Annotated in this window: 25 protein-coding genes and 1 riboswitch; of the genes, 11 read left to right on the top strand and 14 right to left on the bottom strand. The window is 68.2% G+C overall.

Features of this window, described 5'->3' with window-relative positions:
• Window positions 1-50: 50 nt before the first annotated feature.
• A complete protein-coding gene (locus tag FBY33_RS03240) occupies window positions 51-3539 on the bottom strand; it encodes a DEAD/DEAH box helicase (protein WP_142029278.1) in 3489 nt (1162 codons plus the stop codon).
• Between the two features lie 214 nt (window positions 3540-3753).
• Here FBY33_RS03240 and FBY33_RS03235 point away from each other — a divergent pair, with 214 nt between their 5' ends.
• From FBY33_RS03235 to FBY33_RS03220, 4 genes are all read left to right on the top strand, one after another.
• Window positions 3754-4434 carry a DMP19 family protein gene (locus tag FBY33_RS03235; protein WP_235010434.1) on the top strand — a complete coding sequence of 227 codons (681 nt, stop codon included), beginning with the start codon at window positions 3754-3756 and terminating at the stop codon, window positions 4432-4434.
• Window positions 4435-4521: 87 nt separating this feature from the next.
• Window positions 4522-5208: a protein tyrosine phosphatase gene (locus FBY33_RS03230; RefSeq protein WP_142029277.1), complete on the top strand. Its 687-nt coding sequence runs from the start codon at window positions 4522-4524 to the stop codon at window positions 5206-5208.
• 181 nt (window positions 5209-5389) lie between these two features.
• Window positions 5390-5968, top strand: coding sequence for an RNA polymerase sigma factor (locus tag FBY33_RS03225; RefSeq protein WP_142029276.1), 579 nt, complete (start codon window positions 5390-5392; stop codon window positions 5966-5968).
• A complete protein-coding gene (locus FBY33_RS03220; RefSeq protein WP_142029275.1) occupies window positions 5961-6704 on the top strand; it encodes a hypothetical protein in 744 nt (247 codons plus the stop codon). Before FBY33_RS03225 ends, FBY33_RS03220 begins: the two co-directional genes overlap by 8 nt.
• 18 nt (window positions 6705-6722) lie before the next feature.
• Here the strand turns inward: FBY33_RS03220 and FBY33_RS03215 are convergent, their stop codons facing one another.
• Window positions 6723-7280, bottom strand: a complete 558-nt coding sequence (locus tag FBY33_RS03215) for a COG4315 family predicted lipoprotein (RefSeq protein WP_142029274.1) — start codon at window positions 7278-7280, stop codon at window positions 6723-6725.
• A 239-nt stretch (window positions 7281-7519) separates the two neighbouring features.
• Here FBY33_RS03215 and FBY33_RS03210 point away from each other — a divergent pair, with 239 nt between their 5' ends.
• Both FBY33_RS03210 and FBY33_RS03205 read left to right on the top strand, forming a co-directional pair.
• Window positions 7520-8020, top strand: coding sequence for a sigma-70 family RNA polymerase sigma factor (locus FBY33_RS03210; RefSeq protein ID WP_142029273.1), 501 nt, complete (start codon window positions 7520-7522; stop codon window positions 8018-8020).
• Entirely contained in the window at window positions 8017-8673 is a 657-nt protein-coding gene (locus tag FBY33_RS03205) for an anti-sigma factor family protein (protein WP_142029272.1), read from the top strand. Before FBY33_RS03210 ends, FBY33_RS03205 begins: the two co-directional genes overlap by 4 nt.
• Here FBY33_RS03205 and FBY33_RS03200 read toward each other — a convergent pair.
• Together FBY33_RS03200 and FBY33_RS03195 are read right to left on the bottom strand one after the other, a co-directional pair.
• Window positions 8670-9149, bottom strand: coding sequence for an SRPBCC family protein (locus FBY33_RS03200; protein ID WP_142029271.1), 480 nt, complete (start codon window positions 9147-9149; stop codon window positions 8670-8672). The two genes, FBY33_RS03205 and FBY33_RS03200, sit on opposite strands and share 4 nt — an antisense overlap.
• 27 nt (window positions 9150-9176) lie before the next feature.
• Entirely contained in the window at window positions 9177-10025 is an 849-nt protein-coding gene (locus tag FBY33_RS03195; RefSeq protein WP_142032495.1) for a DUF1206 domain-containing protein, read from the bottom strand.
• Window positions 10026-10250: 225 nt separating this feature from the next.
• Between FBY33_RS03195 and FBY33_RS03190 the strand changes: the two genes are divergently transcribed.
• A complete protein-coding gene (locus FBY33_RS03190) occupies window positions 10251-11831 on the top strand; it encodes a hypothetical protein (RefSeq protein WP_142029270.1) in 1581 nt (526 codons plus the stop codon).
• Between the two features lie 5 nt (window positions 11832-11836).
• Window positions 11837-12283 carry a hypothetical protein gene (locus FBY33_RS03185; RefSeq protein ID WP_142029269.1) on the top strand — a complete coding sequence of 149 codons (447 nt, stop codon included), beginning with the start codon at window positions 11837-11839 and terminating at the stop codon, window positions 12281-12283.
• A gap of 30 nt (window positions 12284-12313) precedes the next feature.
• Here FBY33_RS03185 and trmB read toward each other — a convergent pair whose 3' ends face one another.
• Both trmB and FBY33_RS03175 read right to left on the bottom strand, forming a co-directional pair.
• Complete coding sequence (gene trmB / locus FBY33_RS03180; RefSeq protein WP_142029268.1) at window positions 12314-13237, bottom strand: tRNA (guanosine(46)-N7)-methyltransferase TrmB; 924 nt, start codon at window positions 13235-13237, stop codon at window positions 12314-12316.
• Between the two features lie 44 nt (window positions 13238-13281).
• Window positions 13282-13653 (bottom strand): hypothetical protein, encoded by a 372-nt coding sequence (locus FBY33_RS03175; RefSeq protein ID WP_142029267.1) that lies wholly within the window; start codon window positions 13651-13653, stop codon window positions 13282-13284.
• Between the two features lie 283 nt (window positions 13654-13936).
• Between FBY33_RS03175 and FBY33_RS03170 the strand changes: the two genes are divergently transcribed.
• Window positions 13937-15283 carry an MFS transporter gene (locus tag FBY33_RS03170; protein ID WP_200831305.1) on the top strand — a complete coding sequence of 449 codons (1347 nt, stop codon included), beginning with the start codon at window positions 13937-13939 and terminating at the stop codon, window positions 15281-15283.
• Window positions 15284-15291: 8 nt separating this feature from the next.
• Window positions 15292-16716 carry an MFS transporter gene (locus tag FBY33_RS03165; protein ID WP_200831304.1) on the top strand — a complete coding sequence of 475 codons (1425 nt, stop codon included), beginning with the start codon at window positions 15292-15294 and terminating at the stop codon, window positions 16714-16716.
• Here FBY33_RS03165 and FBY33_RS03160 read toward each other — a convergent pair.
• A complete protein-coding gene (locus FBY33_RS03160) occupies window positions 16705-17472 on the bottom strand; it encodes an SAM-dependent methyltransferase (RefSeq protein ID WP_142029266.1) in 768 nt (255 codons plus the stop codon). The genes FBY33_RS03165 and FBY33_RS03160 overlap by 12 nt on opposite strands.
• Window positions 17473-17787: 315 nt before the next feature.
• On the opposite strand from FBY33_RS03160, the gene FBY33_RS03155 reads away from it, so the two are divergent.
• A complete protein-coding gene (locus tag FBY33_RS03155; protein ID WP_142029265.1) occupies window positions 17788-19701 on the top strand; it encodes a DEAD/DEAH box helicase in 1914 nt (637 codons plus the stop codon).
• A gap of 96 nt (window positions 19702-19797) precedes the next feature.
• Here the strand turns inward: FBY33_RS03155 and FBY33_RS03150 are convergent, their stop codons facing one another.
• From FBY33_RS03150 to FBY33_RS03120, 7 genes are all read right to left on the bottom strand, one after another.
• Window positions 19798-20448 carry an MBL fold metallo-hydrolase gene (locus FBY33_RS03150; RefSeq protein ID WP_142029264.1) on the bottom strand — a complete coding sequence of 217 codons (651 nt, stop codon included), beginning with the start codon at window positions 20446-20448 and terminating at the stop codon, window positions 19798-19800.
• A 21-nt stretch (window positions 20449-20469) separates the two neighbouring features.
• Window positions 20470-20772, bottom strand: a complete 303-nt coding sequence (locus FBY33_RS03145; RefSeq protein ID WP_142029263.1) for a putative quinol monooxygenase — start codon at window positions 20770-20772, stop codon at window positions 20470-20472.
• Window positions 20773-20827: 55 nt separating this feature from the next.
• Window positions 20828-21841: an aldo/keto reductase gene (locus FBY33_RS03140; RefSeq protein WP_142029262.1), complete on the bottom strand. Its 1014-nt coding sequence runs from the start codon at window positions 21839-21841 to the stop codon at window positions 20828-20830.
• Between the two features lie 39 nt (window positions 21842-21880).
• A complete protein-coding gene (locus FBY33_RS03135; RefSeq protein ID WP_142029261.1) occupies window positions 21881-22507 on the bottom strand; it encodes a nucleoside/nucleotide kinase family protein in 627 nt (208 codons plus the stop codon).
• A 9-nt stretch (window positions 22508-22516) separates the two neighbouring features.
• A complete protein-coding gene (locus FBY33_RS03130; protein ID WP_142032489.1) occupies window positions 22517-22876 on the bottom strand; it encodes a DMT family transporter in 360 nt (119 codons plus the stop codon).
• Between the two features lie 2 nt (window positions 22877-22878).
• Window positions 22879-23202, bottom strand: a complete 324-nt coding sequence (locus tag FBY33_RS03125; RefSeq protein WP_056330883.1) for a DMT family transporter — start codon at window positions 23200-23202, stop codon at window positions 22879-22881.
• A 10-nt stretch (window positions 23203-23212) separates the two neighbouring features.
• Window positions 23213-23278: riboswitch (guanidine-III (ykkC-III) riboswitch) on the bottom strand.
• 68 nt (window positions 23279-23346) lie between these two features.
• The gene (locus FBY33_RS03120; protein ID WP_142029260.1) at window positions 23347-24528 is read right to left on the bottom strand and encodes an ROK family transcriptional regulator; all 1182 of its coding nucleotides are present in this window, start codon (window positions 24526-24528) and stop codon (window positions 23347-23349) included.
• Window positions 24529-24569 lie beyond the last annotated feature (41 nt).

Below are 24569 nucleotides of genomic sequence, written 5' to 3'. Positions count from 1 at the left end.
AAAGGAATCTGCGCGTCGAATCTGCAAAAGCGCGTCGAAACCGATGCAGCCTACTCCTTGAACAGCCCTGCCAGGTCCTCGGCCGTGATGGCGCCGCCGGCCAGGGCATCGCCCTCCATGACGTCCGCGAACAGCTGGGACTTCCGGGTCTTCAACGCCATGACCTTTTCCTCGATGGTGTCCTTGGCCACCAGCCGGTACACCATGACGTTCCGGGCCTGCCCAATCCGGTGCGTGCGGTCCACGGCCTGCGCCTCGGAGGCGGGGTTCCACCAGGGATCGAGCAGGAACACGTAGTCGGCCTCCGTGAGGTTGAGCCCGAACCCTCCGGCCTTCAGCGAGATCAGGAACACCGGTGCGCTGCCGTTCTTGAATTCGCTGACCACGTCGGCGCGGTTGCGCGTGCTGCCGTCGAGGTAGCAGTACTCGATGTCCTCCTCGTCCAGCCGTTCCCGGACCTTGCCCAGGAACCCGGTGAACTGGCTGAAGATCAGGGCGCGGTGCCCCTCGGCCACCAGGTCCTCGAGCTGTTCGAACAACACATCCAGCTTGCTGGACCGCACCGCTGACAGTGCCGGGTCCACCAGGGACACGTCCAGGCTCAGCTGCCGCAGCAGCGTCAGCGACTGGAAAATGGTGAACCTGTTCTTGTTGACGTCCTCGATCAGCCCCAGGATCTTTTGCCGCTCCCGCTGCAGGTGCGTCTGGTACACCTTCTGGTGCCGCGGGTTCAGCACCACCTCAAGGATCTGCTCCTGCTTGGGCGGCAGGTCCTTGATCACCTGGTCCTTGGTACGCCGCATCATCAGCGGCCGGACACGGCGGCGGAGCTTCTCCAGCTGCCCTTTGTCGCCGTTCTTCTCCACCGGCTTCTGGTAGTACTCGGCGAAGCGCTTGGGGCTGGAAAACAGGCCCGGAGCCACGATGGACGTCAACGCCCAGAATTCCATGAGGTTGTTCTCCAGCGGAGTGCCCGTGATGGCCAGCTTGAACGCCGCCGGAAGTTTGCGGGCGCACTGGTACGCCTTGGACTGGTGGTTCTTCACGAACTGCGCCTCGTCCAGCACCAGTCCGGACCAGGTGCGGGAGGCGTAGGACTCGTAGTCGATGCGGAATAAGGCATAGGAGGTGATGACGATGTCGGCCCCGCCGAGCGACTTAGCCACCTCCTGGCCGCTCTTGGCAAAGGTCTCGCCGACAGTGCGCACAGTGAGGCCAGGAGCAAACCGTGCGGCTTCGGCTGCCCAGTTGCCCACCACGCTGGTGGGCGCCACCACCAGGAAGGGCGCGACGGCGGCGGGCTGGTTTGCGCCGTCCACAACACTGGCGGCGGCAGCACCGTCGTCGGACCTTTCCAGTGCCGCCGCGGCTTCAACAGCCAGTTCCTTTGCCGCGCACATCAGGGCCAGTGCCTGCACGGTCTTGCCCAGGCCCATGTCGTCGGCCAGGATCCCGCCCAGCCCGTGCTTGTACAGGAAGCTGAGCCAGTTGTAGCCCTCCAGCTGGTAAGGGCGCAGCTCGGCGTTGAGGGAGGCAGGAAGCGGCAGCCCGTCCGTGCCGCCCTCCAGGAGGCCGCCCACCGCGGACCGCCATGCGGCAGCCTGTTCGTCAACGATCCCCAGCTGCGCCAGCTCATCCCACAGCCCGGCCTGGAACCGGCTGATCTGCAGTGGAGCGTCCTTGTTGTCCTGAAGGGACCTGGCTTCCTCGATCAGTGCGCGCAGCTGGTGCAGCTCCGGCAGGTCCAGGGAGAAGTAGGCGCCGCTGGGCAGCAACATCTTGGTCTGTCCCGCGGCGAGGGCGGAGAACACGGCGGCGAAGGAAACGGGCTGGCCTTCCAGGGAAATCTGGATGCCCAGGTCGAACCAGTCGCGCTGTTCGGTGGCCTTGGTGGAGATGGAGACCACCGGTGCCTCCTCGGCCTCGCGGTAGTCGGCAATGTCGCCCACCGTCTCCACGTCCACGTCCGGGGCTTCGCGCAGCCGGGGCAGTACTTCCTCCGTGAACGCCAGCGTGTCCAGCCCCGTCAGTTCGGCGGAGGCGGCCAGCCGGGGGGTGCCCCAGCCGCCGGTGGCGGATTCGCCCAGGGCCGGCACCACGTCCCACGGCCGGCCGATGCCCTCCAGGATGCGGGATTCCGCGGTGTCGTCGCGGTAGCCGGCATCGCCGGGGTGCCGCCACAACGGCTGCGCGGTCACCAGCTTGCCGGTCTTGTAGTGCCACTCCCAGTGCAGCCGCACCCGGTGGTCAGCCCCGTAGTTGGCCAGCAGAGACAGGGTGGGGGCGGCCAGTTCGGGCAGTTCCACGGATTCGTCGCGCGCCGTGACCCGGGCCGTCTGCTTCAGCTTTGGGTAGAAGCCGGTGAGGAACCGGGACTCGTCCCTGGCCGGAATGTGCAGGGTGCTGGCTGCGGTGACAAACGCCAGCAACTCCTCGCTCAGCCCGCTCTCCAGCGGTGCCAGCGTGATGGTTCCGTTGGGGTCGGGAACACCGGGCAGCGCGGCCTCGCCGGAGGTAAAGAACAGGCCGTGCGCGGGCCTGCCGATGGTGCCCACGGACGCCGGATCAACCTCAGCCCCCTCCACGGTGATGGTAGGCGAAAGCTCCAGGCCGCCGTCGGACGCCTCTGCCTTGGCCGTGCTGCCGGCCTCCGCAGCGTCGGCCACCGGGGTGCCGTACCGGCTCAGGGAAAGCCCGACGGCGGCAGGGGCTTCGGCGAGCCGGACCGGTTCGGTGCCGCGCGAGTGGACCAGGGAGAGCCCGATCTTCGTGGCGTCGGACAGCAGGCCCCACAGGTTCTTGCCCGCATAGGAGTTCAGGCTCAGCCACAGGCCCGCGGAGTTGTGCATCCGGCTGGCGGCGGAGGAGTGGCCGGCAAGGAACTCCTGCAGCCATTCCACGTGCGCCTGGTTCGATTCGCGCCGGAAGTTCAGGTAGCTCAAGGTATTCCAGGAAACGTCGCCGCGGATCCACTTGCCCTTGGCCCCCATGATCACGGGCCGCACCTTGAGCTGCCGCACGCCGCGCACCGGGTCCCGGCGGCCGGTGTAGGAGAAATGCGGCGGCGGTTCCTCCACCTCGAACTGCAGGGCCAGGGGAACCCCGCTGGTGGATGGGGCGGAACCTGGCTGGGAGATCAGCGGGCTGAGGGCCTGCTCCCAGTCGGAGAGCGCCGCCGAGGGGGCACGGGACACCTGCGTGGACGAGGACGGCGACAGCAGCTGCACCCGGATGGCCGGGTTGTCCTCCGCCGCGAAGAGCAGGGCCGCCACGTGCTTGCAGTCCTTGCGGACAGGGCAGCTGCACACACCCACCGTGCAGCTCCAGCCGCCGCCCTTCCGGACCAGCTTGGCCGTGGTGGAATAAGGAACCTCCGCGCCACCCCGGACCTTTCCCAGCATGAGCCCCGTGCCGCCGTCGAACGATATGCCCGAGACCCTGCTGGCCATGGCATACGCCAGCCCCGCCGCCAGCGAGCGGTCGTTGATGGCGGGTGTCTGTATTGCCAGTTCCGCACTTTCGTCCGGTTGGGATGGCATGTACGCGCTACTTTCGGCAGGTCACGGCGGGGCCGGGTCCGGTGGGTGGTTATCTGATCCATCTTAGTTCGCCCGGCGGCAGGCCCATGCCGGGTGCCCTCCCAGCCGGCCCCGAAAACTTCGCGTGACGTTCATTTCCTGCCCCAGGCTGCCGTGACCGGGCCGCCGTAGCGTGAAGGCGTCCGGCGTACCGCCACCCCCAGTAAGGAGTGCCATGACCACCAGCCAGCAGCCCGTTGTCCTGACCAGCAGCAGCATCGACGGCAGGGACGAGGAGGTGGTGGAGGCCAACGTGGCCATCATCGACGCGATGCACAACGCCCTGCTGGGAGCCGAGCTCATGTCACCGGTGGCCGTCCGCAGCTACTTCGTGGACTTCTACCTTTGCCAGGCGCTGGAGGGCGGGTTCGCACAGTATGCCGTCATGGCGGCCGCCCGGACCGCCACGGACGCGCTGGTCCGGGAGGGCATGGCGGGAATGGGCGCCACGGCACACTTCGACCTGTTCAACCGGGCCGTGGCTGCCTACGACGTACTGACCGCCGCCTACCTGGAAGGGCCCGGCGGCACGGGGCCCCTTCCCGACGGCGTCTTCCGGATGGATGAGCTCGACGGCGAGTTCGAGGAGCTGCTGGAACACGAGAACATCACCGCCCTCAATGCCCGCTGGCTGTGCGGCCAGCCGGACCTGCTGGTCCTGGACGATGAGGAAGTGGGGCCGTACATTCAGCGGCTGGCGGCGCTGGTTCCTGACTTGGCCGGCAGGCGGGTGGCCCGCGCCGGCGCCGCTGCTTCGCGGATCGTGGGAGCGCTGCGAAATAGCCGGAACGGACCGGCGATCCCGAACGTTTCCAGCGATTTGGGCGCAGAAAAAGAAAAATCCAGCCAGCCGTAACCTTTCCGCAATCCCGGGCGATGTAGTCCGTGATGGGTCCGCACGGCGGACCCACTCTGATGTGTTGTCTAGGTTTGGAGAAGTTAGATGTCTGTGTTCACCGTTCTTGCCACCAGCAAAGTCGCCGCCGGAGTCCTGGCCGCCGGAACCCTGGCCGTAGGAGGAACCGGCGCCGCAGCCGTCTCGGGCGTCCTTCCCGCCCAGGCCCAGCAGACCGCCCACGAGCTCTTCGGCGCTCCCGCCCCCAAGCTTGCAGCCGAAGCAGCCGCTGACGCCCAGGCCACCCCCGCTCCCACGGCCACCGGCGCTGTAACAGGCGCCCTGGAGACCGCCGACGCCGATGCCGCCGCCAAGGCTTCCGCCGCCGCTGACGCCTCCGATGAAGAGGTCACCGCCGACGCAACGGCTTCCGCGGCAGTCAACACCGCTGTTGACGCCGCCGGTCCGGCTGCCCTGGGCCTCTGCACCGCCTACACCCATGGCGGCGTCGACGCTTCCTCCAAGGCGTTCTCCTCGCTGTCCATCGCAGCCCAGGGCGACGCGAACATCGAAAGCTACTGCACCGACGTCCTGGCCAAGGCCGACGCCACCGCCGAGGGCAGCGCCGAAACCAAGGGTTCGGCTGCCGTTGAGGTTGAAAAGCCTGAGGTTCCGTCCGTTCCCGCTGTTCCTGCCGTTCCTGGCGTCGACGGCGAAACCACCGTTCCTGCCGTTCCTGCCGTTCCCGCCGTGGGCGGCAACACCGTCCACGCGCCGTCGGTTTCCACCCGCTAAGGCACCTTGGCTAGTCTGGACTGCGGCCGCCGCTCCGGCTGCGTCCGCAGTCCAGGCAGCCGGCCGGGGCGCACACCAGTGGAGGTGTACCCCTGCCAGGCATGCAACGAGGCAGCTGGAAGACCGCGGGGACTGACAGTCCGCACCGGAGACCGGGACAAGGCGCAGGCTGGATCCCGGGATGGAGGAGCCGCAGGTGCTAGACACTTTGGCCCAAGAAGAGATCGACATATTCGACAACGCAGCCGGAACGGATCCGGCCGTGTTGTTCGCGGCTGCCTATCGAACCTTCGCGGGCCCGGTGCAGGGCTACCTCAAGGCACGGGGACTGGATGATCCCGAAGCCGTCACCCAGGATGTCTTCCTGGCCTTCTATCCCAGGATCGGCACCCTCACCGGGGGCCTGGCAGGCGCGAAGTCCCTGATCTTTTCCATCGCCCATGCCCGGATGGTGGACCACTACCGCCGGCTGGAGCGCAGGCCGCAGCTGACACCGTATGACCCCCAGCAGGACGGCCGCACCTCCCCGTCCGCGGAGGACCACGCCGTGGAACTGAACGGCGGCGCCGCGGCGATGCTGGAAGGCCTCAGCGAGGAACACCAGGAGGTCCTGGCCCTGCGCGTCGTGGCGGACCTGTCCATCGACCAGGTGGCCGCCATCATGGGCAAGAGCGCCGGAGCCATCAAGCAGCTCCAGCGCCGCGCCCTGCAGAACCTCAAGGCACAAACGCTCAAAAGAAACCAGGCGAATCATGAGTGACACCGCAGGATCCCGCAACGACGGGGCCATCGACCAGCTCCTGCTGGAGGCAGGCATGGACGCCGACGGCCAGCTCCGTCACGCCCTGGTCACCCTGCGCGCCCTGGCAGCGGAGACTCCTCAGCCTTCCGCCGAAATCGCGGCGTTGATGGCGGGGACTTCCACCGCAGTGCTTCCCGCTGCAGAACCCGCTGCCACCGCCGTGCTTCCCGCCGGCCGGCCCGCCGATCAGCTCGCCGCGCGCCGCCAGGCCAGGCGCCGCATCACGCTGACCACCTTGTCGGTGGCCGCGTCGCTCGCAGCCGGCGGCGCTGTTGCCGCCGCATCCGACCAGGGGTTCCGCGAATCCTTCACCCAGCTGAACCACGCCGTCACTTCGTTCGTGACAGGATCCAGCGCGGCGAACGCCGGTCATGACGCCCCGCAGTTGCCCGCGCCCCGGCCCGCGGCGCCGCAGCCGCCGGCACCCAGCGGCCCGGACGCCGTCCCCCCGGCACCCGCGCCGGCTTCCGCACCCGCCGGAGTGGCGCCATCGGGCACTCCTGCCCGGCCTGGCAGCACTCCCAGCCATGGCGCTGCCGCCCGGAAACCGGTGGAGGCACCCGCCGAACCGTCGCTGCCCGCCACTGTTCCGGAGGACGTCAGGAAGGGCCTGGAACAAGGCTCGAAGCTGCCCGTTCCCGTCCCCACGGAAGTCCCCCTGCCAGGCAAGGTGCCGGACGTTCCCCTGAATTAGTGCAGGCGGCCGGCAGGCTTAATAGCCCTGGCCGGCCGGCTTGATCATCGCCCCGGACGGGTCCGACAGGTACCAGACGCCGCCCACGCCCTGGCCCAGGACGTCGCCGGGCTTGGTGTCCTTCACGTAGTAGTAGAGGGGCATGCCGTTCAGTGTCACCTGCTTCTTCCCGTCAGGGGTGTTGATGGTCCCCAGCTTCCCTGTGACGCCTTCTGCCACGGGTGACCCCGAGGTGGTGGTCAGCGGCGGCCACTGGACCAGGCAGGAGCCGGTGCAGGCGCTGGTTCCGGAGTCCTTGGTGTCCTTGGTGAAGAAGTAGAGGCTCATCCCCTTCGCATCCACCACGATGTTGCCTGCCGAGGAGGATGCTGTTTTGAGGTCGACGGCGGCGCTTGGCTGCGTGGACGAGGCGGAGGCGGAAGCGGTGCTGGACGAAGAAGCCGCGCCGGAGGCAGTGCTGGTGGCGCCCGGGGCCGGGCTGGTGGCCGCCGGGGTTGTGCCGGTGCTGGTGCCGCAGGCGGAGAGGGCTGCCGCGAGGGCCAGGATGGCAAGGCCTGGCCCGACATGGTGTTTCATGGTGTGCTCCTTGGCTGAACTTTCCCGGTTGGTGTATTTGCTGATGCTTTGAGCAGGCACCCGGCGTCGAATCACCGGACGCTAACCCCTACGACGCTTCCCGGTAAAGAATGGTTCACAGGTGCGCTGTGGAACTCCACGATTGAACCGTTTCCTGCTTCCGGACGTCGTAACAGCCGGGAGCGCAGGATACCGTGGCGTTCCACACAGTGTGCAGGGCCAGGGACGGGAGGAGTGGCATGCCGCTCGACGACGACGTGGTGGAGGCCATCTACCGTGAACACGGGAGTGCCCTGCGCCGGTTCGTGCTCAGCGCCACCCGGGATCCGCAGCTGGCCGAGGACGTGGTGCAGGAAACAGTGCTCCGCGTCTGGCAGCACGCCCCGGACATCAACGGCAGCTTCCGCAGTTATCTGTACCGCACGGCCAGGAACATCATGATCGACAACTACCGCCGGAGCCAGCGCCGCCCGCCGGAGGCCCTGGAGAGCAGCCTTACCGACCCCGCAGCAATGATGGGCCATGTTGACGGGATGCTCAACCGCGTCCTGATGGAGGAAGCACTGCTGCGGCTGAGCAAGGAACACCGGGAGGTTCTGGTGGCACTGCATTACCGCAGGTTCACGGTCAACGAGGCCGCCGTCCAGCTCAACATCCCCAGCGGAACGGTCAAGTCCCGCGCGTTCTACGCGCTGAGGGCACTGCGCACCATCCTGGACGAAATGGGGGTGGAACGGTGAACAGCAATCCGCACCACCTGCTGGGGGCATATGTGCTGGGGGGCCTTGATCCCGCCGACCTCACCCTCTTCGAGGCGCACCTCCAGGACTGCGGCGCCTGCCGGAAGGAACTGGCGGAGCTGGAGAAGGTGCCCATGCTCCTGGACTCACTTCCAGTGCCTGACGCCGTGGCGCTCACAGCCGTTCCCGGCGGCAGCGACGCCCCGGACACCAGCGTCCCCGCCCGCCTTTTTGACGAACTGGCCCGCCGGCGCAGGACATTGCGACGGCGGTGGGTGGCGCTGGCAGGGGCCCTTGCCGCTGCGTGCCTTGCCGTGGGACTGGCGGCCGGCCCCCTGCTCGCCAGGCCGCCGCAGCCGGACGCCACCTACTCGGTGGCGTCCGGAGGAGGGCTTCAGGTCAACATCGACATGGCCCGGAAGACGTGGGGAACCGAGCTCGCGGTGAGCGGCAGCAGCCTGCCCGCGGAAGGTACCCTCTCCCTGTGGGTGCGCGACCGTGCCGGCGGAGAGGACCGGGCCTGTGCCTGGACAGCCACACCCAGCGGGAAGGTCAAGGTGACCGGGGCGACGCCCCTCCAGCTTGGCAGCATCTCGAGTGTGGAACTGCGCGATGGCGCCCAGCGCTCCGTGGCGGTCATTACCGTCCCTTAGGGTTTGAGCGCCCTGAACTCCGCCACCAGGGCCTCGTCCTCACAGGCGCGGGCGAAGGCCTCGATCCGCCGTTCGATCTCGTAGCCGAGCAGCCGGCTGCCGATCCGCTCCATGAGTGGGCGCAGCACGGCCGGGCGGCATGAAAAGGTGTATTTCCAGACTGCCCGGGTGCCGGCGTCGTCCGCGCTGAAACGCCAGCCGCCGCCAAAGTTGGTGAAGAACCACGGCCCGGACACCATGGTCATGCCCACGTTGCGGGGCGGAGCATAGGAGACGTACTGGCTTACCATGCCCAGGCCAAGCCGGGACCTGGTGCGGGTGCGGACGCCTTTTCCCGGCGCCTGCGCCCCGTCAAGGAAGCCCTGGGCGGAAATGAAGGGGTCCCACTTGAGCCGGAAGTCCCCGGTGGTCTGGGAGAAGGCAAAGGCCGTCTCCGGATCGATGCGGATCACACGTTCGGCACGTACCTGGGGCATGGCTCAACCTAACCACGCCGCCGGGGGTTACCTGGTCATTTTGGCCAGCCGCGCACGCATGATCATGTACGCGCCGTAGCAGACCAGCCCGGCACCCACCGCAGCCAGGAGCCAGGGCCCCAGCGGTTGGTCGCGGAGGGCCCGCAGGCCGCCGTCCAGGCCGGTGGAATCCTCCGGGTGCTCCTTGAGGGTGGCGATGGCGATGAGCAGCCCGGCCAGCAGCAGCACGGTTCCCTTGGCCAGGTAGCCCGCCACTCCCAGGGCTGTTACCGCTGTCCTGGCCGGGCCGGGGGCAGGCATCCGCAACTGCTTCTCGAACGATTTTTTCGGTCCCCGGATGCCGTACGCCACGCCCGTGACTGCCACTGCCACGCCGATCAGGACGAGCAGCGCCACCCCGCCCGGGGCCTCCATCATGGAAATGGTGAAGTCGCTGGTGGCCTTCCGGTTGTCCTCACCCGTGCCGGTACCCATGGCGAAGTGCCACACGGTCAGGGCCAGGACGGCGTAGACGATCGCCTGCAGCGCGGCCTTGGCCTTGTTCTTGATCTTCTTCTTTGTGGCCTGGTGGTTGAAGTCGAAGATGGCATCGCCCGCCTGCCAGAGCGACAGCGCCGTGCAGGCCGCGAAGCTTCCCCACAGCAGGAAGGGCCCAACGGGCATGGTGGCCAGCTCCGCCACCGCGCCGCTGAAGTCGGCGTGGCCCGTACCGCCCATGGCCAGGCGGATGGAAATGGCACCCACCAGCAGGTGCAGGATGCCGCTCGCGGCGAATCCGGACCTGGCAAAGACCTCAAGGACGCGTGAATTGGTGACGTCCTCGGCCTTGTCCACGGCCTGTTTTAGTTCTTCTCTAATTGTCGTTCCTTCGGACAGGCGCGTTGTGCGCTGCTGTGCGTGCCCTTCGTACACCGCCATCGTCCCACGCCGGCCGGGTCCCGAACAGCCGGTCCAGTACTGCTTCGCTGGATGCCCGGCCGGGGCCCGGTGGTAACGGGAAGCCGGGGCGATGGGGAGGGATCCCCATCGCCGGGTTCCATCAGCTGTGCAACCATAAGCACCAGCGATTGACAGGGATCGCACTCTTTCCCGGGGGAAACCATGACTTTTTACGGCGCAGACGTGAGCCAGTTGCGGGCGTTGGCCAAAGCGGCGGACCGGGCAGCGTCACTGCTGAGCAGCCGTGCCGGCTCCCTGCACAGCCAGATCCAGTCGGCGCCGTGGAAGGGCCGGGACGGGGAACGGTTCCGCCAGGAGTGGAGCGCCAGCCACCGGCCCAGCCTGGACAAAGTGGTGGCGAGCCTGCGGGAAAACTCAAGAATCCTGCTGAAGCATGCCGACGAGCAGGAAAAAGCGTCCACTTCCGCCGCCGGCGGTTCCGGCAGCAGCACCTGGGACCGGCTGACCTCGCTGGCCGGACAGGCCAGGGAGTGGTTCGCGGAAAAGGCCGAGGCAGCCAGGGCAGCCGCCGAACACCGCCGGGAGCTGGAGTCCGGGCTGGACCGCATGGTTGATGCCAGCCCGGACGAACAGGCAAAATGGTGGGCCGGCCTGTCCGACGCCGACCGGAAATACCTGATTGAGGGCGAAGGCAGCGACGGCCCATTCGCCGAGGTCCTCATGCGCATGGATGGCGGCATTCCCGCGGCCGCGCAGCAACTGGCCAAGCAGCACCTGCAGGAACTGGCCAAGGCGGACATCCCGGTTTATTCGGAGACGGGCAAGGCCTCCATCGAGGCCCGGGTCGCCTGGGTCCACGGCGGTGCCGAAGTGGGGACGGAAGTGGTGGAGAACGCCGACGGTTCCGCCACCATGAAGGTCTACGGAAACATGGGCCTGGGCGTCAACGACACCACCGGAACGGCGGGGGCCACGCTGACGGGGGAGGTCTCCCGCGAGTACACATTCGCCAGCGTGGAAGAAGCCATGGCAGCGCGTGAACAGATGTACCGCGACCTTCCGCCGGACAGCATCGGCGAAATCAAGGACGTGGCCGGCAACCCGCCCGGATACATCCTGGACACCATCAAGAATGCGGCCAAGGACAATGGCTCCACCGGGCAGACGGACAAGGCCAAGGGAACGTTTTCGCTCGATGCCTCGGCCAAGTCCGGGACAGCGTCCGGCGGGGCCAAGCTTGACCTTGCCTACGAGCGGAACCTCACGGACGGTACCTCCACAGCCAGCGGCGAGGTCTCGGCGCAGGGCAAGCTCAACCTGGACGGCCGCGTGTTCGAGGCCTCCGGCAAGGGCGGGCTGCAGGTCAACATGGACAAGGGCAACAACATCGATTCCGTTTCCGTGTCAATGGACGGCACTGTGGCCCAGGGCGTGACCTCGGGGGTGAAGTCCGAGGCCGCCAAGTTCGATTCCACCGTGACGGCCGGAACCCAGGGCACCGTGAAGATTGAGGTGGACTACTCACCGGAAAACCGGCCAGTCATCGACAGCTACCTGCGCAACATCGCCCTGGGCAACGAGGCCGGCGCCGCCCGCGATGCAGCCCGGCTGTATGAGGCCGGCTCGGCCACCATCCAGGTGAATTCCGTGGTCACCGCGACGAACGAGGCAGGGTTCGACGTCAAGGTGGGTGAGGTGGACGTCAAAAGCGAGAACCAGGCCACCACCAATGTGTCCACGTACTATAAAGTCCCCAACGACACCAAGCTCGAGAGGCTCTGAAACCAATGTCAGTGCACATCGAATCACCGCTGGGCTTCACCGCGGACTTCCCCGAGCACACCCAGGTCCTGGAGGACTCCACGGCCGGGCCCAACAGCGAGCAGTACGGCCTGCTGGGCGGCGTCCTGGTAACCGTGATCAAGGATGACACGTCGGTGCAGGATGCGCCGCAGGCCAACGGCTGGGCCCACCTGATGTCAGGCTTCTACCTGGAGGAACGCGGCGGCACCCTCCTGGCGGAGGGTGAGCTGGACCTGCCCGGCAAGGCCGCGTACGCGGTGGTTGTGGGATATGGCGACGACGGCGGCCCGGCCAAGGTGGCAGCCACGGTGGGTGTGTGGGAAAGCGGGCGGTTCATTGGCGTGGTGGTCATTTGGCCCTACCTGAACCCCGAAGCGGAACCCCGCCTGGAGATACTCAAGGAGATCGTCGCCTCGATCAGCGTGGCCTGACCGCCGCACGGCGACGGTCAGCGGCGCGCGTCAGAGGCGGCGGTAGCAGAGATCGAAGATGAGCCGGCCCGCCTCGTGGGCCTTCGCCTCGAAGCTGGTCCGGATCCTGCCCTCGAAGCGGGGAGCCCAGCCACCCGTCTCATCCACGCCTTCGTTGGGGCCGGTGTGCTCAGTGCTCACCGGTGCACGACCCTCACGGACGGGGGCGCCCCCCACCACCGATTCGACGCCGGACTGCCACACCTGGGTCAACGGGCTTTCGGGCCCGCGGCGCTCGCCGGTGTGGAGGTTTTCGAAGTCCGGGGAGCCTGCCATGACGTCCCGGACGTGGACCGCATAGTTGGACCAGTCGGTGGCGATCCGGAACAGGCCGCCCGGCTTCAGCGCCCGTGCCGCCAGCCCGGCGAACTCGGGCTGGATGAGGCGGCGCTTATGGTGCCGCGATTTGTGCCAGGGATCGGGAAAAAAGACCCACAGTTCGCTGACCGAGCCTTCGGGCAGCATGGTGGCCAGTACCTCGGGGGCATTTGCCTCCACCACGCGGACGTTGTCCAGGCCCCGGCTGTTGATCTTGATGATGGTGTTGGCCAGCCCCGGAGTGTAGACCTCCACTGCGAGGAAGTTGGTGTCCGGATTTTGTTCGGCCGCATGGCAGATGGCGTCGCCAAGGCCCGAACCGATCTCGACGATGAGCGGGGCCTCGCGGCCGAACTCCGCGGCGGCGTCGAAGGTGTAGTCGGGGTGGACCGAGGTGTTGGCCACGTGCCGTGGCACGTTGACCGCCCACCGTTCGGCGTGCTCGGCCCAGGCGGCCTGCCGCCGGCCCTGCAGCCGGGTGCCGCGGCGCACGAAGCTGACAGGACGGCCGCCGTAGGTGCCGAAGGACGCTTGGGTGCCGGGCGTGACAGGCCTGGGAACATGCGGCTGCTGGGGGTTTTCAGGGGATTCGCTCATCCCTTCCAGAATAGCGCCGCGGCGCTGGCCCGGAACCGGAGGGGTCAGAACACCCCCACGTTGTCCAGCGCCGGACCCAGCGCCAGGGCGAAGACCAGGCCGCAGATACAGAGGGCGACCGCCGCCGCCGTCCAGTTGCCTGATCTCCGCGGTGACAGCTTCAGCGCCGGGATTGCCTGCCGCAGGGCCAGCGATGCAAAGAGAAGAGGCAGGCTGAACAGCACCAGGGGAGTCACCCATGGCCTGGTGGAAGTGCCGTCGTCCGAATACGTCATCAACATGGCGAACATGGAAGCAGGTGCGGTGAGGATCATGCTTGCAGGGGCAAGGATCGCCAGGACCAGGCTGTTTGTTCCTTTGTTCCCGGGCCCTTCGTTGCCGGGCAGGTTGTTGCCAGGCTGATTGTTGCCGGGCACGCCCGGGGGGTGGCCAGGATGCCCCTGAAGGGCGGAAGGTGGGCTGGTCCCGGCCGGGGATGCGCTCTTGGAAGTGGTTTGCGGCGGCGTGGGACGTGAATCCGGCGGCGGTGTAGTTTCCATGGTGCTCCCGTGAGTTGTTGCGGCCGTCTGCCGGGCCGCGGCTGCTTACAACCTATGAAGCTGCAAGAGGGCGCCGGAAGGCGCTTTGTCGCGCATGTGGAAAACTTCCCGGCCGTGCTCTCCCAGAAGACCGGCGGTGCACTCCTGCAAGAATGGGCGCATGACGGACGCAACGAATGCCGAAGCGGTGAAGCGGCGGCGGGGGGCCGCCTCCGGGGACGGACAGGGACGGTCCCGGACGGGCAGCAGCCTGGTGGAACCCGGCACCCTTGTGGATGCCGAAATCGATGAGATGCCGCCTGCGGAACCCACCCGGGTGGGCAGCCGCCGTGCCCTTGCCTACCTTGGGGTGTGCCTTGTCCTGATCGGGCTGAACCTGCGCAGCGTCTTTTCCAGCCTTTCCGCGGTCCTTCCGGAGGTGACCGCCCAGGCAGCGCTGCCCGGCTGGTCCGTGGTGGTGCTGACCACCGTTCCCGTCACGCTGCTGGGTGTGTTCGCGCCGCTCGCGCCGGTCCTGGCCCGCCGGTTCGGTGCGGAGCGCGTGCTGCTGGGGGCAATGGCCTTGCTGACCGCGGGGCTGCTGCTGCGGCCAGTGGACACCGGTGCAGCCCTTGGCGGCGCCGGCCACTTGCCTGCCCTCCTGCTTGGCACCGCAGCCTGCGGCGCGGCCATCGCACTGTGCAACGTGCTTCTCCCGGGCCTGGTCAAGCGCGACTTCCCGCACCGGCTGGGACTCATGGGCGGCCTCTACACCACCGCCATCTGCGCCTCCGCCGCGCTCGGGGCCGGCTTCACCTACCCGGTCTACACGGCGACGGGGGAGTGGACCAAGGCGCTGTGGGTCTGGGCGGTGCCCGCCGCCGTCGTCCTTCTCCTGTTCCTTCCCGTCGCTGTCCGGCAGGGGACTGTCCGGCACCAGGCGGTGAAGGACGGGGTCAATGTGTGGCGCTCCTCCGTTGCCTGGCAGGTGACCATCTTCATGGCGCTCCAGGCCATGATGTCCTTCAGCGGTTTCGCCTGGCTGGCGCCCATCCTTCGCGAGCGGGGTGTTGACGGCGCCACGGCGGGCCTCATCGTTGCCGGCTGCATCGTGCTGCAGATGCTGGGTTCCCTGTTCGCCCCGGCCCTGGCGGCGCGGTTCCGGGACCAGCGCGCCATCAACACGGTGGTGGCCCTGATGACCGGCAGCGGATTCGTGCTGAGCATCCTGGGCCCGCTGGACCTGATCTGGGTGTGGGCCGGGCTGCTGGGACTCGGGCAGGGAAGCCTCACTGCCTGCGCACTGACCCTGATCATGCTCCGCACCCGCGACGGGCACACCGCCGCCCACCTCTCAGGGATGATGCAGGGAGTTGGCTATGGCGTGGGCTCCACCGGAACGCTCATGGTGGGCCAGCTGCACCAGGCCACCGGGTCCTTCATTCCCGCCGGAATCCTGTTCATGGTGGTGGGCCTGCTCGCGGCGGTCTTCGGCTACCGGTCCGGCCGGAACCGGTACGTGGGCTAGGCGCCGCTTTGCGCGATTCCACCCTTCCGGCCGCCCACCCCGCCACCGGGATCTTCCGGCCTCCGTATTTCTGGGTAACCCTGGGCACCTGCGCCCTGGTGTTCCTGGCCGCGTTCGAATCCCTTGCCGTGACCACCATCATGCCCCTGGTCAGCCGGGAGCTGAATGGCGCAGGCCTCTACGCCCTGGCCTTCGCGGGACCGCTGGCCACCGGCGTGATCGGCATGGTGGGGGCCGGGAACTGGTCTGACCGCCGCGGCCCGGCCATGCCGCTGTATACCTCCGTGGCCTTGTTCGTGGCCGGCCTGCTGATCGCGGGCACCTCGGTTTCCATGCCCATGCTGGTGGCCGGGCGGCTGGTCCAGGGGCTCGGCGGCGGCGCCCTCACCGTGGCGCTGTACGTGCTGGTGGCGCGGTTCTTTCCCGGGCCGCTGCACTCGAAAATCTTCGCCGCGTTCTCCGCGGCCTGGGTGATCCCGTCCCTGGTGGGGCCCTTCGCAGCCGGCGTCGTGGCCCAGGTCTTCAGCTGGCACTGGGTGTTCCTGGGCGTGGTGGGCCTGGTCATTCCGGCGCTGGCGATGATCGCTCCGGTACTGCGGGGAACCGATGAACCGGGCGCGGCGGACGGGCTGGAGAAGGCAGGCCGCCCGAAAGAAAACGTCCCGCCGTGGGCCCTTGACCGCCTGGGGTGGGCGGCGCTGGCCGCGCTCGCCGTGCTGGGCCTTAACCTCTCCGCCGATGTCCGCATCCCCGCTTTTCCCGCCGCCACGGCACTCCTGGCGTGCGCCGCCGTCGTCCTGGCCCTGGTGGCTGTCCGGCCACTGGTGCCCGGCGGCACCCTCACCGCCCGCCGCGGGCTGCCCAGCGTGATCCTGGCGCGGGGCCTGGCATCGGCATCATTCTTCGGCGCGGAGGTCTATCTGCCGTACCTCCTGATCGACCGGTACGCGTTCCCGCCCACCCTGGCTGGCCTGACCCTTACGGGAGGTGCGCTGGCCTGGGCCGGTGCCGCCGCCGTCCAGGGCCGGCTGGGCTCGAGGCTGCCGGACCTGCGCGCCGTCCAGGTGGGGTCGCTCATGGTCCTGGCCGCTGTGTTCCTGGCCCTGGCCACTACGGCGCTGCACTGGCCGGCCGCCGTCGCCATCGCCGGCTGGATCCTGGCGGGCGGCGGCATGGGCCTGCTCTATCCGCGCCTGAGCGTGATGACCCTGGCGCTGTCCACTAAGGAGAACGAGGGCTTCAACAGCGCCGCCATGTCCATTTCGGACTCCCTCGGCGGAGCGTTGTCACTGGCCACCACGGGGATTGTCTTCGCGGCCTTTACGACGGCGGTCCAGTCCTTCGCGGGCGTCTTCGCCTTCACCGCGGCCATTGGCGTCGCCGCGGCGCTGGTGGCGCCGCGGGTCACCACCAAGAAGGGCTTACCGGACTAGGGGCAGGCGGGTGGCGCGCAGGACGACGTCGGCGATGGTGGCTTCCTGTTCGTCCGGCCCGGTCACCGGACGCTCCCGGCTGGTGAGGACCTCAAGCTGCCACTCGGGACCGTCCAGCCCCAATTCGCGGACCAGATCGTCGCCTGTGTAGAACATGTCCAGATGGTTGTGGTGGTCGTTGCCCCACGGCGGGAGCCGGTCCGGGTGGTGTCCCACTATCAGCAGGGTCCCGCCGGGCTTAACGGCCGAGGCGGCCGTCCGCAGCGGGATCCGCCAGTCGAGCTCCCGGGAATGCAGGAACTGCGAGGTCACCAGGTCGTAGGAAGCATCGGGTTGCCACTGCGTCAGGTCCGCCAGTTGCCAAGTGATCCGGCTTTGGATGTCCCCGTTCGAGGCGTTCACGCTTTCCCGTGCCAGTTCGGCCAACTCGTGGGAATGCGCCCGCTCAAGGGCAACTGCGGAAACGTCGACGGCGGTCACGAACCAGCCCTGCCGGGCAAGCCAGATAGCGTCGGCACCTTCGCCGCAGCCCAGTTCCAGCGCCTTTCCCGGATGCAGGCCGCCGGCTTCACGGACGAGTTGCGGGTTGGGCTTCCCACTCCAGAGCCGCGCTTTGCTGCGGTACCGTTCGTCCCAGGCCGCTGCGGGGTTTATGCCGCCGCCAATCGCCTCCGGCGCGCCGCCGCCGTCGTGCGTGTCAGGCTGGTGCGTTCCGTTCTGGTGCCTGTCCTGGCGCTGCCCCGGCTGTTCGCTCATGCCTCAACACTGCCCCGCCATGGCCCCGAAGGCAACGCCCGGGACGGGGGATGGGCCGCGGGATGCTAGACTGGAGGAACTTGATGTGCAGTGATGCCGCCTGCTCCTGACTGGAGATCCTTTCCAGGGAGTGGGCTTTCTTCATGTGAGAGGCACATCCTGCGTCGATGAACGCGTTCCATTTGGTCCCTGCCGGCTGTCCTAATTTGCAGCGGCACGGTTGATCACCTGACTTTTCTTCGGCGAACCCCTGGTCCAACCGGCATCGGGGGCCGATATCCGCATGGATACCGCCTGAAAGACCGTAAAAACTACATGACTACTTTTGCTGCCCTCGGTACTCCCAAGGCCCTTGCAGACACCCTTTCCGCGCAGGGAATCGTTGAACCGTTCCCCATCCAGGTCAAGACACTCCCGGACACGCTGTCCGGCCGTGACGTCCTGGGCCGCGGCCGGACCGGATCCGGTAAGACAATTGCTTTCGCCATCCCGCTTGTAGCACGACTCGCTGAGCGGGAAGCCAAGCACTTCCGCAAGCCCGGCCGCCCCATGGGCCTGGTCCTGGCACCCACCCGTGAACTGGCAACCCAGATCAACGCCACCATCGAGCCCCTGGCCAAGGCCGCCGGCCTGAACACCACCGTGATCTACGGCGGCATCTCCCAGGCGCGCCAGGAAAAGGCACTGCGGGCCGGCGTCGATATCGTCATCGCCTGCCCGGGCCGCCTGGAGGACCTGATCCGCCAGCGCATCCTCACCCTCGAGGCCGTGGAGATCACCGTCCTGGACGAGGCCGACCACATGGCCGACCTCGGCTTCCTTCCCGTGGTCAAGAAGCTCATGGACATGACCCCCAGCCAGGGCCAGCGCCTGCTCTTCTCCGCCACCCTGGACAACGGCGTGGACAAGATCGTCCAGCGCTACCTGTCCAACCCGCTCACCCACTCCGTGGACGATCCGCAGGCCGCGGTGACCACCATGGAGCACCACGTGCTGGTGGTCAATGACCAGACCGTCAAGAAGCAGCTGATCGTGGAGCTCGCCTCCGGCGCCGGCCGCCGCGTCCTGTTCATGCGGACCAAGCACCACGCCCGCAAGCTGGCCAAGACCCTGACCGACGCCGGGATCCCCGCCGTGGACCTGCACGGCAACCTGTCGCAGAACGCCCGTGACCGCAACCTCGCCGAGTTCTCCAACGGTGACGTCCGCGTCCTGGTGGCCACCGACGTCGCCGCCCGCGGTGTGCACGTCGACGACGTCGAACTGGTCATCCACGTTGACCCGCCCACCGAGCACAAGGCGTACCTGCACCGCTCCGGCCGCACCGCGCGTGCCGGTTCGGACGGCACCGTTGTCACCCTGACGCTGCCCGAGCAGCAGGCCGACGTGAAGAAGCTCATGAAGGCTGCCGGCGTTGACGTGAACTTCGAGCGCGTCACCGCCAACTCCCCGATCGTGGCTGGCCTGGTGGGCGAAATCGCCGACAAGGTGGACCCCCGCACCCGCGCCGCACTGATGGCCGCCAAGGCCCCCAGGCAGGGCGGCGGCACCTCGACAGGTGCCAACGCCGAGCGCAAGCGTGCACGCCGCCAGGCTGCACCGGCTGCAGGTGGCCGCGGCGGCCGTGGTGGACGCGGCAAGGTTTCGGCCGAGCCCGCCCGCACCGATGTACCCCGCGCCGAGCGCCGGGCTGTCGCCTTCGAAGGACGCACGGAAGCCCGCGCAGCCTTCGACCGCAATGCAGAGCAGAACGAGGACCGCGCCGTGGCAGCAGCCGCTGCCCGCCGCAACGCCCGCGGCCGCGGCACCGCTGCCGGCACACACCGTAACGACGTCCCCGCGGCAGGTGGCCGCTCATCGGCCGGCCGCGGTTCGGACGGACGTGCAGCTGAGGGCCGCGGTGATTCCCGGATCACCCGCAGCGCCGCCCCCCGCGGCGGCACCGGCCGCCCCGCCTCAGGCGGACGCCCGGCCTCCGGCGGCGGCCAGCGCAGTGGACGCCCCGCAACCGGCCAGCGCGCAGCAGCAGGAGCATCGGGCCAGCGCTCTGCGGGTGCAGGCGCAGCCGGCGGCAGCAAGGCCGTCTGGTCCTCCAACACCGGTGGAACCTCCGGCGGTTCTTACGGTTCGGGCAGCGGCGCCTCCGGCAACGGCGGTTCGGGCCGTCCCGCCCGCAGCGGCCCGCGCCGCGCCTCCGCCCCGGCGTCGAATGAGCGCCGCAGCCGCTAGTCCCCACCGGCTCCCTCGCCCAACATCGAGTGCTCCGTAGTTGTCGTTTAGACGCGTCATAACGACAACTACGGAGCACTCGATGCGTTTAAACGGCTACCAGCCGCGGGCGCGCCACTCCTCCAAGTGCGGCCGCTCGGCTCCCAAGGTGGTGGGCTTGCCGTGGCCGGGATGGACGACGGCGGTGTCCGGGTATGCGCCGAACAACCGCTCGGTGACGTCGGACAGGAGCTGGTTGAACCGTTCCGGGTCCTGTTGCGTGTTGCCCACACCGCCCGGGAACAGCGAATCCCCCGAGAAAATATGGGCGGGCCCCTCGGGGTCCTGGTAGACAAACGCGATGGAGCCGGGAGTGTGGCCGCGCAGGTGCACGGCGGCCAGCTCAAAGCCGGGCACGGCTACCGTGTCCCCATGCCCAAGCCGCCGGTCCGCCGCAACCGGCAGCGCGTCGGCGTCGTCCGCTCCGGCCGCTGTCGGCGCCCCGGTGGCCTCCACCAGCTCCTTCAGCGCGCGGACGTGGTCCCAGTGCTGGTGGGTGGTGGCGATCAGTGCCACGTGCGGGGCTGCCGACGTGTCCGCAGCCCCGTCCGCCAGCAGCTGCTGGATGGCGGGCAGGTCGTCGGCGGCGTCAATCAACAGCTGTGCACCGCTCTCCTTGGCCGTCAGGAGGTACACGTTGTTGTCCATTGCGCTGACGGAGATGCTGCGGATGGTGAGGGCCGGCAGGTCGTAGAGAAGTGAGTCCATGGGCTTCGGTCCGGGCACGGGCTACAGGTCCAGCGGCATGGTGGTGGAGTAGACCTGCTTGGACGGCGGCCCGGCGAGGATCTTATGCAGGCCGCTCTTGCCTTCCGGCGTGGTCCGCCAGGCGGCATAGTCGTCATGGTCCTGCGTGGTGGCCCAGGTTTCCACCACCAGGATGTGGCAGGGGTCCGCGTCATCCACCAGCGCTTCAATGCCCTGGTTGCCGGGCCAGGCGCGGGTGGCTGCAAGCGTTTCGGACAGGTGCTTGGCGGCGTCGTCGCGGTGGGCAGGGTCAATCTGTACTTCGAAGTGGATGATGGCAGGCATGGGGCTCCTTGGGATGGTGGTTACGTCAGGGTGTGCGGGCTTTCAAAGGATGCGCTTATTCCCGCCCTTCGGACACCCATTTGGGGTCCGCGGAACGGGAGCCGACGACGGCATCCGACGCTGCGTCGAGGGCCTCCAGGTGCGCCGGGGTCAGGTCCAGGGCAAGCGCGCCAAGGTTCTCGTCGATCCGGGCGGCCTTGCGGGTGCCAGGAATGGGAACGACCGGCAGGCCGAGCCGCTTTCCCTGGGCGAAGAGCCAGGCCAGCGCCACCTGCGCCGGTGTGGCGCGGAGTTGGTCCGCCACGGACCGGACGGTGTCCACCACGGCCTGGTTGGCGCTTGCGGCGTCCGGGGCAAACCGGGGAATGTTCCGTCTGAAGTCCTTCTCGCCCAGGCTTGCGGTGTCAACGGTTCCGGTGAGGAAGCCGCGGCCCAGCGGGGAGTAGGGGACAAAGCCCACGCCCAGGGCTGCGGCGGTGGGAACCACATTGCGTTCCACGTCCCGGCTCCAGATGGACCATTCGCTTTGGACCGCGGCGATCGGGTGGACCGCTGCCGCGTCCCGCAGTTCCTGGGCCGTCACTTCGGACAGGCCCAGGTGCTTGATCTTGCCCTGCTTGACCAGCTCGACCATGGCGCCCACGGTTTCCTCGATGGGGACCCGGACGTCGCGGCGGTGCATGTAGTAGAGGTCGATGACGTCGGTGCCCAGCCGTTGGAGGCTCCGGTCCACCGCCTGGCGGACGTATTCAGCGTCGCCGCGGATGTCCGTGTAGCCGTCAGTGGGCGTGCCCACCAGGGCGAACTTGGTAGCCAGCTGGACCTCATCCCGCCGGTCCCTAAGCAGCTGGGAGATCAGTTCCTCGTTGCTGCCGCCGCCGTAGATGTCCGCGGTGTCGATGAAGCTCATGCCCGCATCGACGGCATGGTGCAGCGTCCGCAGTGCCTCTGCCGGGTCAACCTCGCCGTACACCGGGGTGAGGGCCATGCCCCCGAAGCCCAGGGGGCTGACGGCCAGGCCGTCGCCGAGCTGGACAGTGCCTGCGGGATTAGTGGGCGTGTTTGCCATGGGTGCTCCTGTTCGTTTCCTTATTTCCAGAAAGTTTGACTAAAGCCAGGGGATGATGCGGTCCGCGGCCTGGCGGGCGGCCTGGATCAGGTGGGCATTCGCTTCATCGGGTCCGTTGGCCCAGGCCGCCGCGGCCTCCGGGTCCATCCCGAATGACACGTGGCGGTCCACCAGCCGCTGCAGCCGCAGGGCGGGCGGCGTTTCCAGGAACCACACCTCGTCCAGTTGCGCCCGGATCTCTTTCCACGGCTCCTGGTCCGCCAGCAGGTAGTTGCCTTCCGTGATCACCAGCGGGACGTCAGCCGGGACGGCGATGGAGGCGGCCACCGGCTCGTCAATGGCGCGGCGGAACTCCGGTGCGTAGACCACGGCCTCGTCCCGGCGCGCCAGGCGCCGCAGCAGCGAAAGGTAGCCGCCGGCGTCGAACGTATCAATGGCGCCTTTCCGCTGCCGGAGCGGGGTTCCCTCAATGATCGCGTTGCCTAGGTGGAAGCCGTCCATGGGGACTACAACCGACGTCCCCGGAGTGAACTGCTCCTGCAGCCATGCGGCAAAGGTGGACTTGCCGGAGCCCGGCGCCCCTGCGATGCCCAGGATGGTGCGCGTTCCGGGGGCTACCCGGCGCCGCAGCGCGTCCAGGGCGTTGGTGATCTCGGGGGAGTCCATGGCAAAAGCCTAGTCACTGCTGCGCGCGGGCGCCGCGTCCTTCGCAGGCAGCGCCTTGAGGCCGGCGGCGCAGCCCACGATGCCGGCAATGAAGAGCAGCTTCACCACACTGAACGGTTCCACGCCGGTGGCCATGGCCCAGCCCACCGTCAACGCGGCGCCAATGCCCACCCAGATGGCGTAGGCGGTGCCCAGCGGAATGCTCCGGATCGACATCCCCAGGCCGAGCATGCTCAGGGTTGCGGTGACGGCGAAGACAATCGTGGGCAGCGGCCTGCTGAAACCGTCCGACAGGCCCAGGGCCGTGGCCCAGACTGCCTCCAGGACAGCGGAGGCCAGGAGCATCAGCCAGGGAACAGAACGCTTCATCGTCACGCCACCACTTTGAGGCCAACCACGCACGCGGCGATGCCGGACAGCAGCAACAGGCGCGCCGCCGTCGGACGTTCCACCCTGGTGGCCATCGCGTAGGCGGAGGTCAGGACCACGCCCACACCGACCCATACCGCGTACGCCGTGCCGGTGGGAATGGACTGCATCGCCACCGCCAGGCCGCCGGTGCTCGCAGCAACGGCCACAAGGAACAGGGCTGCAGGGGCCAGGCGCCGGCGTCCGGAAGCCTTGGAAGCACGGTGCAGGGCGGCTGCCCAGACGGCCTCCAGCGCACCGGAAAGAATGAGGATTAACCAGGACATGACCAGATCCTTTGGCCAGTCTTGTCGCGTGCCGGGTACTGAACCGTCGTCCGGAGGCTCGGGATGGAGCCTTGGATTCCAAGGTAGCAAGGCGCGACGGCGGGGGCCACATTGGTGCCCCACCTCACCAGCCCTTGTGCCTGCTCAGCCGCCATGCTGGGACAGCAGCTGTTCCACCCGCTCCGGCGCGTAGAGGCTTTCCTCCACAAGCCGGCAAAGGCCCACCGCGGTGGCGTTGCGGCTGTCCGCAGGGACGATCTCCAGATCAACCAGGGAAGGTTCGAAGGCGTCCGTGAGGATTTGCTGCCGGCACGCCTGCAGGAAGCCTGGAAGCACTCCCACCAGCCCGCCGACCGCCACCCGGCCGGGGTTCAGCGTGCCCACCACGGCGGCGAGGGCGCGTCCGAGCACCCTTCCGGCCTCCGCGATTGCGGCCTGGACGTCCGGATCGTCGTCGGCAGCGTCAACCAACCGGCGCAGCGTCCCGTAATGCGCAAAGTGCGGGCTGGCCAGCAGCGCGCGCCCGGAAGCCACTGCCGCCAGGCAGCCGTCCCTGCCACAGCGGCACCGGCAACCCGCGGCCTCCGGGATGCGCACGTGCCCGATGTCCCCGGCGGCGCCGTGGGCACCGCGCACCAGCGAACCCCGGACAATGATCCCGGAGCCGATCCCGGTGCTCACCTTCACCGCGACCAGGGAGTCGAGCGGGCCCCGGACCTCCCCCACAGCCATTGACCGGGCGTCATTTTCCAGCAGGACCGGGCAGTCAAGCATGGATTCCATCGCCTCCTGCAACAGCTGCAGGTCCCAATGGGCAAGGACGGTCCGCTCCAGCCCTAGACGGTGGAGCGGGTCCACGGGAGCCGGCAGTCCTACTCCTGCGCCTACCGGTTGCCGGCCGTCGAGCAGCCGCAGCGCCTCGCCGACCACCTGGCCGACCACCACCTCCTGGGCGTTCCCGATCTCCACGGGGATACGTGCGGAAGCCACCACCTCCCTGCCCAGTGACAGGAGATGGATGCCGGCGTGCGTATGGCCGATTTCCAGGCACAGCACCAGCTTGTTGCGGTCATCGAAACGGAGCGAACGGGGCGGCCTGCCACGCTGTGCGCGGAGGGGAGTGGACTCGTAGACAAGTCCGGCCGCGAAAAGCGCATCGAGCCGCTCGTAAAGGGTGGAACGCGCCATTCCGGTGATCTCCAGCAGGTCCGCTCGGCTGTACCCCGAGGCGTTGGAGCGCAGGAGCTGGAGAAGGTGCCCGGCGCTGGTGGCAGGACCGGCCGGCGGCTGGGCAACCTCTCCCACCAGCGTCCTCTGCTCCGTCATTGCGGCCGGATTCCTTTCCTCATGCGTCTGATCCGTCCACT

It is taken from the genome of Arthrobacter sp. SLBN-112 (assembly GCF_006715225.1).
Lineage (GTDB): Bacteria > Actinomycetota > Actinomycetes > Actinomycetales > Micrococcaceae > Arthrobacter.
This window is presented reverse-complemented; position numbering and strand designations above follow the sequence as displayed.